The sequence below is a fragment of the Frankia sp. R43 genome (assembly GCF_001306465.1).
GTDB lineage: Bacteria > Actinomycetota > Actinomycetes > Frankiales > Frankiaceae > Parafrankia > Parafrankia irregularis.
The window spans coordinates 615,338-628,766 of record NZ_LFCW01000005.1 but is presented as its reverse complement, the minus strand read 5'-3'; the positions used below and the strand labels follow the sequence as shown (position 1 = coordinate 628,766).

10 protein-coding genes are annotated in these 13,429 nt (G+C 71.5%); 7 read left to right on the top strand and 3 right to left on the bottom strand.

The genetic code is table 11. The features are described 5' to 3' along the window. Positions 1–121: 121 nt before the first annotated feature. The 4 genes from ACG83_RS23480 (at position 122) to ACG83_RS23465 (ending at position 4,806) form a co-directional block, all read left to right on the top strand. Positions 122–1,027 carry a CPBP family intramembrane glutamic endopeptidase gene (locus ACG83_RS23480; protein WP_054568610.1) on the top strand — a complete coding sequence of 302 codons (906 nt, stop codon included), beginning with the start codon at positions 122–124 and terminating at the stop codon, positions 1,025–1,027. A gap of 197 nt (positions 1,028–1,224) precedes the next feature. Continuing rightward, positions 1,225–2,757 (top strand): CYTH and CHAD domain-containing protein, encoded by a 1,533-nt coding sequence (locus tag ACG83_RS23475; RefSeq protein ID WP_054568609.1) that lies wholly within the window; start codon positions 1,225–1,227, stop codon positions 2,755–2,757. Between the two features lie 463 nt (positions 2,758–3,220). Then, positions 3,221–4,270 carry an aldo/keto reductase gene (locus tag ACG83_RS23470; RefSeq protein ID WP_054568350.1) on the top strand — a complete coding sequence of 350 codons (1,050 nt, stop codon included), beginning with the start codon at positions 3,221–3,223 and terminating at the stop codon, positions 4,268–4,270. Positions 4,271–4,602: 332 nt separating this feature from the next. Beyond that, positions 4,603–4,806 (top strand): cold-shock protein, encoded by a 204-nt coding sequence (locus ACG83_RS23465; protein ID WP_006540798.1) that lies wholly within the window; start codon positions 4,603–4,605, stop codon positions 4,804–4,806. Between the two features lie 675 nt (positions 4,807–5,481). Here the strand turns inward: ACG83_RS23465 and ACG83_RS23460 are convergent. After that, positions 5,482–6,543 carry an aspartate-semialdehyde dehydrogenase gene (locus ACG83_RS23460; protein ID WP_006540799.1) on the bottom strand — a complete coding sequence of 354 codons (1,062 nt, stop codon included), beginning with the start codon at positions 6,541–6,543 and terminating at the stop codon, positions 5,482–5,484. 85 nt (positions 6,544–6,628) lie between these two features. Beyond that, positions 6,629–7,897 (bottom strand): aspartate kinase, encoded by a 1,269-nt coding sequence (locus ACG83_RS23455; protein WP_054568349.1) that lies wholly within the window; start codon positions 7,895–7,897, stop codon positions 6,629–6,631. 222 nt (positions 7,898–8,119) lie between these two features. Between ACG83_RS23455 and ACG83_RS23450 the strand changes: the two genes are divergently transcribed. From ACG83_RS23450 to ACG83_RS23440, 3 genes are all read left to right on the top strand, one after another. Beyond that, entirely contained in the window at positions 8,120–8,704 is a 585-nt protein-coding gene (locus tag ACG83_RS23450) for a TerD family protein (protein ID WP_054568348.1), read from the top strand. Between the two features lie 158 nt (positions 8,705–8,862). Then, on the top strand, positions 8,863–9,960 hold the full coding sequence (locus ACG83_RS23445; RefSeq protein WP_054568347.1) for a zinc-binding alcohol dehydrogenase family protein: 1,098 nt from the start codon (positions 8,863–8,865) through the stop codon (positions 9,958–9,960). Between the two features lie 170 nt (positions 9,961–10,130). Next, positions 10,131–12,788, top strand: a complete 2,658-nt coding sequence (locus ACG83_RS23440; RefSeq protein ID WP_054568346.1) for a BTAD domain-containing putative transcriptional regulator — start codon at positions 10,131–10,133, stop codon at positions 12,786–12,788. A gap of 99 nt (positions 12,789–12,887) precedes the next feature. On the opposite strand, the gene ACG83_RS23435 is transcribed toward ACG83_RS23440, so the two are convergent. Then, complete coding sequence (locus ACG83_RS23435; RefSeq protein ID WP_054568608.1) at positions 12,888–13,340, bottom strand: hypothetical protein; 453 nt, start codon at positions 13,338–13,340, stop codon at positions 12,888–12,890. Positions 13,341–13,429 lie beyond the last annotated feature (89 nt).

The window sequence follows — 13,429 nt, the reverse complement described above, 5'->3', positions numbered from 1 at the left end:
CCCGGTGCGGGAGTCGTTCCGGCGGCGCGACTACCTTCATAAGGTGATGAGGGCCAGCTCCGGTGACAGCCGAGCGGACGGTTCCGCCCTGCCTACCGGAGCCGCACCGCCGCCGACGGCGATGACCACGACGAGCCCGCCGACTCCGGCGTCGGAGCCGGCATCGGATCCACCCTCGGTATCGCCCTCGCCCTCGGCGGCCCCGGGGCCGACATCGGCTCCGCCCTCGCCCTCGGAGCTGGCGCCCGCCTATCAGGGCGGTGCGGAGTCGCTCGGCCACCGGCTGCTGCGCAACGAGGTCCTCCTCGTTCTGGGCGTCTCGTTCGCATCCTCCGGCCTGTTCGCGCTGATCCGTTATGTCGGTGTGCTCACCGCGGAGAAGTCGGTGCGTTCACAGGTCGCGAGCCTGAACTCGTCGGCGGCGCCGGGCCGGCCCTGGCTTGATCTCGCGTTGCAGCTCGCGTCGATCGCCTCCGCGTTGGTGCCGGTGTTCCTCGTGTGCCATCTGCTCGGCCGGCACGGCGGCGGCGCCGCGGCCATCGGGCTCGATCGGCGTCGCCCGTGGGCGGACGGCCTGCGCGGGGCGGCGCTGGCGGCGGTGGTGGGCGGGGCAGGGCTCGCCTTCTACCTCGCGGCCTGGCACAGCGGCGCGAACCTCACGGTCTCCCCGTCGAGCCTGCCGGACGTCTGGTGGCGGGTGCCGGTGCTGATCGCCTCCGCGGCCGAGAACGGGCTGGCCGAGGAGGTCGTGGTGGCTGGGTATCTGCTCGTCCGCCTGCGGGAGCTGGGCTGGCGCTCGAACTCCGCCCTGTTGGCGAGCGCGCTGCTGCGCGGCTCCTACCACCTCTACCAGGGGCTGGGCGGGTTCGCCGGCAATGTCGCGATGGGGCTGCTGTTCGGGCGGATCTTCCAGCGCACCGGCCGGGTGCTACCCCTGGTGATTGCGCACACACTCATCGACAGTGTTGCCTTCGTCGGATACGTGATTCTTGCCGGAAAGGTCTCGTGGATCCCCGTTCCGAGGTAGCCTTCCGCGCTAAGGTAAACAAAAGACAAACAAAAGTTGTCTAGATCACAACGCGCCTGCGGGTGCGTTGTGTGTTGTGCCTTGCCAGGTGCCTTCCGTGCTCACGGGCCGCCTGGCGGCAGATGCCCGGTGCCGATGCGTCCGGTGTCCAACTGATCGTCCCGGCGAGGGCGACTCACGACGGGGAGGGAGCCGGCATGGGCTCGGTTCGGGAGATCGAACGCAAGTACTCGGTGGATCCGGGCTTCATGCTGCCCAGGCTGGCCCAGGTGCCCGGTGTCTCGACCGCGCGGACCCGCCGGGCGGTGACGCTGGAGGCCGTCTACCACGACACCGAGGACCTGCGGCTGGCCCGCAACCGCATCACGCTGCGCCGGCGCACCGGCGGGCCCGATGCCGGCTGGCACCTGAAGCTTCCCGTCGCCCCCGGGGCGCGGGACGAGATCCAGCGCCCGCTCGGCGGTGACGGCCCGGTGCCGGCCGACCTCGTTGATCTCGTCACGGCGTACCTGCGCGGAGCCGAGCTTCGTCCGGTCGCCCGTCTGGTGACGTTGCGGACGGCCCGGCGCCTGCGGGACGACGCGGGTGTGGATCTGGCCGAGGTCGTCGACGATCAGGTGTCCGCCACGATCCTGGGCTCGGCCGCGGGTGCGCAGAAGTGGCGCGAGATCGAGGTCGAGCTCGGTGCGGGCGCCCCTGCCCTGCTGGACGAGGTGGAGCGGGTGCTGCTGGCCGCCGGGGCCGGCCGCTCGGCGTCCGCGTCGAAGCTGGCTCAGGTGCTCGGCCCGGCACTCGCCGAGGCGCCGGGCCCGGATGTGCCCGCCGCCGCGGCCAAGCTGCGCCGCCGCACACCGGCCGGCACCGTGATCCGTGCGTATCTCATCGCCCAGGTCGAGACGCTGCTCGCCACCGACCCGCGGGTGCGGCTGGACGCCCCGGACGCCGTGCACCGGATGCGGGTCGCCTGCCGCCGCACCCGCAGCACGCTGCGGACGTTCGCGCCCTTCTTCCCCGCGGAGCTCGTCGCGCACCTGGACGGCGAGCTGCGCGACCTGGCCGGGGCGCTGTCCGGCGCGCGTGACGCGGAGGTGCAGATCGCCTACTTCACCGAGCGGCTCGCCGAGCTGCCCGCCGAGCTGGTCCGCGGTGACGCGGCCACGGTCATCTCCGGCCATCTCGCAGCCGACCAGAGCGCGGCACGGGAAGAGGCGCTCGCGATGTTGCGCAGTGCCCGCTATCTGCAGCTTCTCGAGGATCTGATCGCGCTCGTCAACGCGCCGTTGACCGGGTCCGCCCGCAAGCCCGCCGAGAAGATCCTGCCGGGCCTGCTGCACGAGGCCGACCGCCGGCTGACCCGCAAGGTGGTCCGCGCCGGTGACCTGCCGATCGGCCTCGAACGCGACGAGCTGCTGCACTCGGCGCGCAAGCAGGCCAAGCGGCTGCGCTACGCGGCCGAGGCGGTCGGCCCGGTCTACGGTTCGTCCGCGGCGGCGTTCGCTCGCCTCGCCGAGTCGATGCAGGAGCTGCTCGGAACACATCAGGACGCGACGATCGCCCGCGGCCTGCTCCGCGACTGGGGGGTGCGTGCCCAGGAGGCCGGCGACCCGTCCGCCTTCACGCTGGGCGTGCTGCTCGGGCTGGAGGAGCACCGGGCCCGCACGGCCGAACGGGACTTCTTCGATCTGTGGCCGGCGGCCTCCGCCCGCCGCCACCGCCGCTGGTTCCGCTGACGCTCGTTCAGCGCTCACCCGTTCAGCGCTCACCCGTTCAGCGCTCACCCGTGCGACGTTCGCCCGTTCGGCGTTTGTCTGTGTGACGTTCGGCCCTCTGATGTTCGCCCGTGCGACGGCCGCTCCTGCCGGCTGCCGTTTGCGTCCCGGTATGTTCTGGCCTGCAGTAGTTTGCGAGGGGCTGCTCGCGTGTGACTTTCGTCTCGTCGCGGCGCATCACGGGCGTGTGGCTGGCCACCTTGACGGGCGGACGGGGCGCGGGTCGGGCAGCATCGGGCCTGGAGACGTCTGGCGGGCGCGCGGCAGACGTCGGCAGGCGCCAGGTGGTGTCGGTGGACGTCCGGCGAGCGGTGGCGAGGTCCCCGCGTTCCGGCGGCTCCGAGCCACCGGAGCCTGGTCACGCCAGCGCGCAGTCCGGTGGGCACCCCGGGGTCAGGTGCCCACGTTCACGAGGAGATGCCGAATGACCGCTCCTGAATCGCTGCCGACCGTCCGACTCGGCAGGACTGACATGTCCGTCACCCGGGTCGGGTTCGGCGCCTGGGCCATCGGCGGGGCGGGCTGGGCGTTCGGGTGGGGAGCCCAGGACGACGCCGAGGCCGTCGAGGCGATCCGCGCCGCGGTGCGGTCCGGGGTGAACTGGATCGACACCGCCGCGGTCTACGGGCTCGGCCACTCCGAGGAGCTGGTCGCCCGCGCGCTGGCCGACATCCCCGCCGACGAGCGGCCCTACGTCTTCACCAAGTGCGGCCTGGTCTGGGACGAGAGCGACTTCTCCCGGCCGCCGGAGCGGGTCGGTGCGCCTTCGTCGATCCGCGCGGAGGTCGAGGCCTCGCTGCGGCGGCTGCGGACCGAGCGCATCGACCTCTACCAGCTGCACTGGCCGCCGCAGGACGGCACGTCGATCGCAGACGCGGTCGGCACCCTGCATGAGCTCCGCGCGGCTGGCAAGATCCGCGCGGTGGGTGTGTCGAACCTCTCGGTGGGCCAGCTGGAGGAGGCGGCCACCGTGGGTGGTGCCGACGTCCTGCAGCCGCCGTTCTCGATGATCAACCGGCTGGCCGCGACGGATCTCCTGCCCTACTGTGCGATGCGGGACATCGGAGTGATCGTCTACAGCCCGATGCAGTCGGGGCTGCTCAGTGGCCGCTGGTCGCTGGAGCGCTCGCAGTCGCTCCCGGAGGATGACTGGCGCCATCGGTCGCCGGAGTTCGTGCGGCCCGCGCTCGACCGGAACCTGGCCCTGGTGGACGCGCTGCGCCCCATCGCGGACCGGAACGGGACGACGGTGGCCGCGGTGGCTGTGGCCTGGACGTTGTCCTTCGATGGGGTGACCGCCGCGATTGTCGGGGCCCGGCGTCCGGACCAGATCGAAGCCTGGCTGCCGGCCGGTGGCGAGGTGGTTCTCAGCGGCGGCGACCTGGATGAGATCGCCACCGCGATCGAGCGTCATGGTGCCGGAGAAGGCCCCGCGCGCCAGAGCCCCGCGTTGCCCGGCAGCGCACTTGTGTGAGTTGGGAGTCCTTACTTGGGCACTCGGTGAAGGGCTGCGAAGACCTGCGAAGAGCTGTTCCGGTGGCTGCTCGACTTCGATCGAGTGCGCTGTGACACACCGCCACGGTGAAGTGGATGTTCGTAATGCCGAGCCGTGAAGTGGACTTCTTCTGCCGGAGGACTCCCGTCCGGGGCCGCGTACGTGTAGCGTCAGGCGTGGCCGGGGTTCGTCAGTTCGTGTCTCAACCGAGACACAGCGGAACAACGCGGCGGCGAATCCTATCGCCGAAGCGTTCCGGCCCGGGGCCCGCGCGGTGCGGGTCCTGACTGCACCAGCAGGGAGAACGGCACGTGGCTCAGGGCACGGTGAAATGGTTCAACTCGGAGAAGGGCTTCGGCTTCATCTCCGTGGACGGCGGCGGGTCTGACGTCTTCGTCCACTACAGCGCAATCGTGATGGACGGCTACAAGGCACTCGAGGAGGGCCAGCGGGTCGAGTTCCAGGTGACCCAGGGCCAGAAGGGCCCGCAGGCCGACGCCGTCCGCGTCGTCTGAGCCACGAGTAGCAGTAGAACCAAGGTCGGTCAGCCCGCTCGTCGGATCACTCCGGTGAGCGGGCTGACCGCTTTCTGGTGATGTCAGGGCGATGGCGTAGCTCTTGCCGGTGGCGTTCTGATCTGTCCGGGTAGCCCGCCTTGGGGCTTCCGCCGGCTGCGGCGGTCGTTCACCAGAAGGCGTACCGACCCGGTGCGATCCAGGTGCAGGATCCATCCGGATGTAGTTGCGGGATCCCGCGTCATCTCGTTGCCGGAATCGGTATGCCACGGCGGGCAGACGAATAACGGATGTCATTCGTTCCCAGCTGGGTCGATCGATTCGTGGAGCAGTCGGCAAGCGTCTCGCTGATTGGTCGGAACCGAAAAAGATGATGTCGGGAATACTTCCTGGCGCAAATATCTCGTTCCGAGGCGACGTCCTGTGCTGCTCCGTGCTGGGATGATGTCACGTTCCGTGACAGCTCTCTGTTCGGTCGCGCGTCGCGCCGACCGGGTGGTGGGAGCGCTGAAGCGTCGATCCTTCATGATTCATAGGATGTTCACAGGATCATGACTGGACCGGGCGCGTGCGCAATTCGCATCGTGCCAATCGCGTGCAGTGACGTTCAGTGCTGATCGCTACCGTCGGCGGACCGGCGGACCGGCGGCCCCGCGCCGGCGGGGCCGACCGACCTCAGCGGGCAGCGAGCAGTTCGGCGATCTGCAGCGTGTTGAGCGCGGCGCCCTTGCGCAGATTGTCCCCGCACACGAAAAGCGCGACCTCATGCGGATCATCCGGCGACTGACGGATACGCCCGACCCAGGTCGGATCCGTGCCCACCACATCCGCCGGGGTGGGGAACTGGCCGGCGGCCGGATCGTCCAGGACGGCCACGCCGGGAGCCGACGTCAGGACCTCCCGCGCCTGCTCACCGGTGACCGGCTGGGTGAAGCGGGCGTGCACCGCCACGGCGTGCGTGGTCACGACGGGAACCCGTACACAGGTCGCCGACACCCGCAGGCCCGGCATGCCGAGGATCTTCCGCGACTCGTTGCGGATCTTCAGTTCCTCGGAGGACCAGCCGCCGTCCTTCAACGACCCGGCCCAGGGGACCACGTTGAGCGCGAGCGGTGCGGGGAACGGGCCGAGGCCGTCCTCGCCCACGGCCTTGCGCACGTCACCGGCCGCCTGCCCCAGCTCCCGGGTGCCGCCGACCAGCTGGAGCTGGTCGTACAGCGTGTCGATGCCGGACTGCCCGGCCCCGCTCGCGGCCTGGTAGGAGGTCGCGAACAGGGACTCGAGGCCAAAGGCCCGGTGCAGCGCGCCGACGGCCACGATCATCGACAGGGTCGTGCAGTTCGGGTTCGAGATGATGCCGCGCGGGCGGTCCGCGACCGCGGCCGCGTTGACCTCCGGCACGACGAGGGGGACGTCCGCGTCCATCCGGAAGGCGCCGGAGTTGTCGACGGCGACGGCGCCCCGCGCCGCGGCGACGGGAGCCCACTGCGCGGACACCTCGTCCGGCACGTCGAAGACGGCGATGTCGACACCGTCGAACACCTCCGGTGCCAGCACCTGGACCGGCACGTCCTGGCCGCGCACCCGAAGCGTGCGCCCGGCCGAGCGGGCCGAGGCGACCAGCCGGATCTCACCCCAGACGTCCGGGCGCTCGGACAGCAGGCCGAGCATCACGCTGCCCACCGCCCCGGTCGCACCCACCACAGCCAGCGTGGGGCGCTGGGGGATGTCGCTCATTGCCTGCCTCCGCTCGTCCGTCCACTGCTGCTGCCACCGCTGCCACCGCTGCCGCCACTGCGGCAGCTGCTGTCGCGGGGAGCGTTCATCGACCCGTTCCCGCGTACACGACGGCGCTCTCGTCCGGGTCGCCCAGCTCGAAGGCGCTGTGCACGGCGCGCACGGCGACGGGCAGGTCCGTGTCCCGCACGACCACCGAGATCCTGATCTCGGACGTCGAGATGATCTCGACGTTGACCCCGGCGTCGGCGAGGGAGCCGAAGAAACGAGCGGACACCCCCGGATGCGACTTCATCCCGGCGCCGATCAGTGACAGCTTGCCGATGTGGTCGTCGTAGAGGGTGCGGTCGAAGCCGATCTGGCTGTGCACCTTCTCCAGCGCCTCCAGCGCGGTCTTCCCGTCCGTCTTCGGCAGGGTGAACGAGATGTCCGTCCGGCCGGAGCCGGCGACCGAGCCGACCTGCACGATCATGTCAAGGTTGACGTCGGCGTCGGCGACCGCGCGGAACACCGCGGCGGCCACGCCCGGCTTGTCCGGGCAGCCCACGACGGTCACCTTCGCCTCGCTCAGGTCGTGCGCGACGCCGCGGATGATGGCCTGTTCCACGAGCTGTGCCTCCTGCGTCTCGGTGACCCACGTGCCCGGCTTCGACGAGAACGAGGAGCGGACGTGCACGGGGACGCTGTATCGGCGGGCGTACTCGACGCACCGCAGCATGAGCACCTTCGCCCCGCACGCCGCCATCTCCAGCATCTCCTCGTAGGAGATCCGGTCGATGCGGCGGGCATCGGGCACGATGCGCGGATCGGCGGTGTAGACGCCGTCCACGTCGGTGTAGATCTCGCAGGCGTCGGCGTTCAGCGCGGCGGCGAGCGCCACCGCGGTCGTGTCGGAGCCGCCGCGGCCCAGCGTGGTGATGTCCTTGGTGTCCTGACTGACGCCCTGGAAGCCGGCGACGATCGCGATCGCGCCCTCGTCCAGCGCGGTGCGGATACGGCCCGGGGTCACGTCGATGATCCGGGCCTTGCCGTGCACCGAGTCGGTGATCACCCCGGCCTGGGAGCCGGTGAAGGAACGCGCCTCGGCGCCGAGCTTGGTGATCGCCATCGCCAGCAGTGCCATCGAGATCCGCTCACCGGCGGTGAGCAGCATGTCCAGTTCCCGGGCGGGCGGGACGGGGCTGACCTGCTCGGCGAGGTCGAGCAGGTCGTCGGTGGTGTCACCCATCGCGCTGACCACGACCACCACGTCGTTGCCGGCTCGGCGGGTCTCCACGATCCGCTCGGCGACCCGTTTGATGCGATCCGCGTCCGCGACCGAGGAACCGCCGAACTTCGCGACCAGGAGCGCCATGCGTGCCAGATTACCGAGGTCGGGGGCACTTCCGCCCGGTCGCGCTCCGTGACGTGGGCGGCTTGGACGTCCCGGTGGCATCAGTGTCATCCGACCGACGGCCTGCCGGCTGTGTTCGTACTCCTGTGCAAGGGTGGCTACGGAAGCGACCATGTTGGACCGATGGTCCTCGCTGCGGAGGATCGTCGCCGTCAGAAGCATTCCTCAGGAAGGACATTCGTCATGGCGATCAGCCTTGCCAAGGGCGGCAACGTCAGCCTCACGAAGCAGGCCGCCGAGGCGGGAACCGGAGCGCTGACCGCGCTCACCGTCGGCCTCGGGTGGGACGCCCGGACGACGACCGGCACCGACTTCGACCTGGACGCATCCGCTATCGGTGTCAAGAGCGACGGCAAGGTGCTGTCCGACGGTCACTTCGTCTTCTTCAACAACATGAAGAGCCCGGAGGGCGGCATCTCGCTCTCCGGCGACAACCTGACCGGCGCCGGCGAGGGCGACGACGAGTCGATCAACATCACCCTGGGCCTGGTGCCCCAGGAGATCGACAAGATCGTCGTGCCGGTGTCGATCTACGACGCGGTGAACCGGGCGCAGAACTTCGGGCAGGTGCGCAACGCCTACATCCGCGTGGTGGACCAGACCGGCACCGAGCTGGTCCGCTACGACCTCTCCGAGGACTACTCCACCGAGACCGTGGTGATCTTCGGTGAGGTGTACCGCAACGGCGCCGACTGGAAGTTCCGCGCGGTGGGCCAGGGGCACAACGACCTCAGCGGCCTCGCCCGCGACCACGGCGTGAACGTCTGACCGACGTCTCGCCAGGAGCTGACCGGCGAGGCCGGGCCTGACCGCGAGGCCGGGCCTCGAAGGTAGAGCCGGGCCGATCCGTGGGCGCGGGCGATCCGTGGCCTGGCCGCGGGCGATCCGTCGGAGCGGCTGGGCCGGGCGACGGAGGTTGATGCGCGGTGTTGGCCTGGCAGGTGACCAGCCCGGGGCCCATGGCCTCGGGCCCGTTGCGGGCTGTGGAGCTTCCGGTGCCCGAACCGGGGCCCGGCCAGGTCCGGCTGAAGGTCGCCGCCTGCGGTGTCTGCCGGACGGATCTGCATCTCGCCGAGGGCGACCTCACTCCGCGCCACCCGCGCACGGTTCCGGGCCATGAGGTCGTCGGCTACGTCGACGCACTCGGGCCCGGGATCGAGCCCATCGGCGCACCGGAGACCCTCGCCGACCGGCCCGTCTCCGCCGCCTCTGCCGCTCCCGCCGCCGCTGCCACTCCCGCCATTTCCGCCGCGATCCAGCTTGGTGACCGGCTCGGCATCGCCTGGCTCGGCGGCACCGACCAGACGTGTGCCTACTGTCGACGCGGGGCCGAGAACCTCTGCCCCGCGTCGATCTACACCGGCTGGGACGTCGACGGCGGCTATGCCCAGTACGCCGTCGTGAACGCCGCCTACGCCTACCACCTGCCGGCCGGCTACAGCGACGGTGAGCTGGCTCCGCTGCTGTGCGCGGGCATCGTCGGCTACCGGGCACTGTCACGCGCGGAACTACCGCCTGACGGGCGGCTGGGCATCTACGGGTTCGGTGCGTCCGCGCATCTCGCCGCCCAGGTGGCCATCGCCCAGGGCGCCCGCGTGCACGTCATGACGAGGTCCGAGCGGGCCCGTCAGCTTGCGCTCGGCCTCGGCGCCGCCTCGGTGACCGGCGCCTACGACGCTCCCCCCGAGCCACTCGACGCGGCTGTCCTGTTCGCGCCGGTAGGTGATCTCGTGCCGGTCGCGCTGGAGGCGCTGGACCGCGGGGGCACCCTGTCGGTCGCGGGAATCCACCTCACGGACATCCCGCGGCTGAACTACCAGCGGCATCTGTTCCAGGAACGGTCCGTGCGCAGCACGACCGCGAACACCCGGGCGGACGGCCACGAGTTCCTGGCCGTGGCCTCCCGCCACCACCTCGAGGTGACCGTCACCCCCTACCCGCTGACCTCGGCCGATCGGGCGCTCACCGACCTGGCCGGCGACCGGGTCGACGGCGCGGCAGTGCTCTTTCCCGACACCATGTGACCCCCCGACTCCCGCGTGAGAGTTTCCGCCGCCGCATGAGCCGTGGCGATATACGGGGTGCCGGATTGTGATGCTTGCGTCGCTATGGTCGGATTGCGGCCCGCCGGCGTTCTGATAGCTCCCGAGTGGCGTATCTGGCGTGTTACGGGTTGTTTCCGGCTGTGGCTCCTATGATCGGTTGTGTGCGCGTACGGCTACTGGGCCCGGTGGACGTCGTGGACGCGGCCGGGACGACGATCACCATCGGCAGCCCGACGCAGCGGCTGCTGCTGGCAGTGCTGGGCTCCCGGGTGGGCGATGCGGTGCCACAGGCCCGCCTGGTGGGCGCGGTGTGGGGTGAGTGCCCTCCGCCGACCGCGGAGGCGACGCTGCGGTCCTACGTCTCGCGGCTGCGGCGGGTGCTCGGCGACGCCGTGGCGACCTGTCCCGGCGGCTGGTCTCTGCGACTCGCGCCTGAGCAGGTCGACATCGTGGTCTTCGAGCGGCTGCTGAGGCTTTCGCACGAGGTGCCCGAGGCCGCCGAGCAGCTCGTCCTGCTGGAGGACGCGCTCGCGCTCTGGCGCGGTCCGGCCTTCGGAGAGCTGACCGACAATCCGACCCTGCGTCCGGCGGCGGTCCGCCTGGCCGAGGCCCGGGCCGCCGCGCGGGAGTCGCGGGCGGCTCTGCTGCCGCGGCGCCCGGTGCTGTCGGCACCCTCCGTCTTCTCAGCCCCGTCCGCCTTCTCGGCACCGTCTGCGCGCTCGGCACCCCCCGCCGTCTCGGCGAAGGGCTCGTCGACGCTGCTGGGCCGATCCCGGCACGGTCGCCCGCCCGCCGCCGCTCTGCTGGGGCGCGCCGCCGACCTGGCCGCGGTGAGCGACCTGATCGGCGCGGCCAGGATCGTCACGCTCTTCGGACCGGGCGGCGTCGGCAAGACACGGCTCGCGCTGCACCTCGCGGACAGCCTCGCCGGCCAGTTCACGCACGGCGTCCGGCTGGTCGAGCTGGCCGGTGTGCGTGACCCGGCGGCGGTCGCCGCGACCGTCGCCGACGAGTTCGGCGTGGGTTGCTTCGGTGGATCCGGCAGATCGGGTGGGTCCGGCGCGGGCAGGATGGACGGCGAGGCCATGGCGGTCCTGGCAGCCGCCTCCGGCCTGGAGACGTTGCTGATCCTCGACGGCTGTGAGCACGTCGTCGGGGCGGCCGCGGCCGCCGCGTCAGCCCTTGTCTCCGGTGGGCCCGGGGTGCGGGTGCTGGCGACCAGCCGTGAGCCGCTCGGCGTGGCCGGCGAGCACTGCTGGCCGCTGCGTCCGTTGCGGGTCGACGGGCCGGATGCCCCCGCTCTCGAGCTGTTCCGGGCGCGGGCCACACCCGACGGTTCCGCGTCGGTGCCAACCGAGCTCGCACCAGCCGAGCTTGCGCCCGCCGAGCCTGCACCCGCCGAACCTGTGCCAGCCGGGGCGGTGGCGGACAGCGCGATAGCGGACAGCGCGGTGGCGGGCAGTGCGGTGGCGGGCAGTGCGGTGGCGGACGCCGCGGCGGCCGAGCGCATCGTCCGTACCCTCGACGGTCTGCCCCTCGGAATCGAGATGGCGGCGGCACGAAGCGGCGCGATGCCACTGCCCGAGCTCGCTGACCGCCTGGATGAGCATCTCGACCTTCGCCGGGGCACGCGTCGGGCGAGCGCGGCGCGCCACGGCACCCTCACCGACGTGGTGGCGTGGTCGGTGTCGATGCTGGACCGCCCGCACCGGGCGATGCTACGGATCATGGGTGCCTTCGCCGGCCCGGTCGTCGCCGAGGACGCCGCCGCACTGGCGGGGCTGCCGCGGGCAACCGGCCTGGACATGCTCGACGCGCTGGTGGCGCGTTCGCTGGTGGTCGCGGATCCGGCCCACGGCCTGACCCGATATTCGTTACTGGGCACCATCCGCGACTACGCGCGGTGGGAGCTTGGGGCGGCCGACGACACGCTGTCCGCGGCGCACGCGCGGTACGTCCTCGGCCAGCTGCGCGTCGCGGACGGGCTGCTCCGTACCCCGCGTGAGGCCGAGGGGCAACGCCGGTTGGCCGACCTGCTCATCGAGTCGAGGGCGGCGCGGGCCTGGGCGCTGGCGAACGATCCGCCGCTCGCGGTCGAGATCGCCGCGGCGGTGCACGTCTACGCGATGAGCCGGCTGCGGATCGAGCCGTTGTCCGCCGCGGTCGAACTCATCCGGGCGTTCGGCCTGCACCCGCCGGCCGGGGTGGAGCCCCACCGGTTGGCGGATCTGGTCTCGGACCTGTCGGTGGCCCTGCCGCCCGGGGTGTCCGCCGGTGCGCTGTCGATCGCCCTGGCGACCGCGGCGGCCTGGTATGTCAGCACCGGTGACCTGGAGATGGCCGGAGCCTGCGCGCAACGTGGCCGCCTGATCGCCGGTGACGCGCCCGAGCGTAGGTTCTCGCTCGAACTGCTCGGCGACCTCGCGTTCTACCGCGGTCGGATCGGCGAGGCCGTCGACCACGGCTGGGAGCTGGTCGCCGCGGCCAGGGCCTGCGGCGACCAGCATGCCGAGGTGGCTGGGCTGCGCAACGTCATGCTCGCCCATGCCCACGCGGGCGATCTGGAAGCCGGGCGGGTCGTGCGGACCCAGACGCCGCCGGGACCGCTGGCCCCGTCCGACCTCGGCTGGCTGGCCTATGGCGAGGCCGAGCTGGTTGTCGACCGCGACCCGGACCGATGCCTGCTGCTCCTCGACCGCGCTGTCAGCCTCGCCGACTCGGTCGACAACTGTTACCTGAGCGGCGTGGCACGGTTCTCGGCGCTGTCGGTCCGGGCCCGGCGGAGCCACCCCCGCCCCCGACCGTGACGCCGCCTCCGACCGTGACCCCGCGCCCGACGAGGCTGACGCCGCTGACGCCGCTGACGCGGCTCATGCCGTCCGGCTGGAGGCGGAATCAGCCGCGCCTCAGCGTGGGCGGGCGGCCAGCAGCCGCAGGGCGACCGTGCCCGCGACGGTCAGGCAGGCGGCCGTCGCGACCTCCCGGGGCAACCGGTGCCGGGACTCGTTCTGGATGGCCTCGTGGAACCGGTCGAAGCGGGCCGGCCAGGGGCTGGTTCCGACGAAGTAGCGGCCGACCTTGTCGGTGTCGGGCAGGCAGGCGCCGATCATTCCGGCCAGCACCCCGACCCGCCGGTCCGCGGGGGCGGCGGCGGTGAGCAGGGCCATCGCGGCGAGGCCCGCCACGCCGTCCTTGCGCGCGATCGGCAGCCACTCGGCTTCGGTGTTGGGACCGGTGCCCCAGTGCGGCATCGCGTCCATGGCCAGATGCGACAGAAAGCCAAGCGCCAGAGCCGGCCCCGGCCTCGACGCGGCCATGCCGACGAACGCCCCGGCACCGACATGGGAACTGATGATCATTGAGCCTTCTCCGTCGTCGACGCGGACCTTCGGCATCCCTGACCATGCACCTTGAGATGGAAAAGCCTCATTGCGGGCAACTCCTCCTC

What these genes read in the sequence shown, in the direction of transcription:
- ACG83_RS23480 (WP_054568610.1), top strand. Translation starts at nt 122, where the DNA reads ATGACCACGACGAGCCCGCCGACTCCGGCGTCGGAGCCGGCATCGGAT.
- ACG83_RS23475 (WP_054568609.1), top strand. Translation starts at nt 1,225, where the DNA reads ATGGGCTCGGTTCGGGAGATCGAACGCAAGTACTCGGTGGATCCGGGC.
- ACG83_RS23470 (WP_054568350.1), top strand. Translation starts at nt 3,221, where the DNA reads ATGACCGCTCCTGAATCGCTGCCGACCGTCCGACTCGGCAGGACTGAC.
- ACG83_RS23460 (WP_006540799.1), bottom strand. Translation starts at nt 6,543, where the DNA reads ATGAGCGACATCCCCCAGCGCCCCACGCTGGCTGTGGTGGGTGCGACC.
- ACG83_RS23455 (WP_054568349.1), bottom strand. Translation starts at nt 7,897, where the DNA reads ATGGCGCTCCTGGTCGCGAAGTTCGGCGGTTCCTCGGTCGCGGACGCG.
- ACG83_RS23450 (WP_054568348.1), top strand. Translation starts at nt 8,120, where the DNA reads ATGGCGATCAGCCTTGCCAAGGGCGGCAACGTCAGCCTCACGAAGCAG.
- ACG83_RS23440 (WP_054568346.1), top strand. Translation starts at nt 10,131, where the DNA reads ATGATCGGTTGTGTGCGCGTACGGCTACTGGGCCCGGTGGACGTCGTG.
- ACG83_RS23435 (WP_054568608.1), bottom strand. Translation starts at nt 13,340, where the DNA reads ATGATCATCAGTTCCCATGTCGGTGCCGGGGCGTTCGTCGGCATGGCC.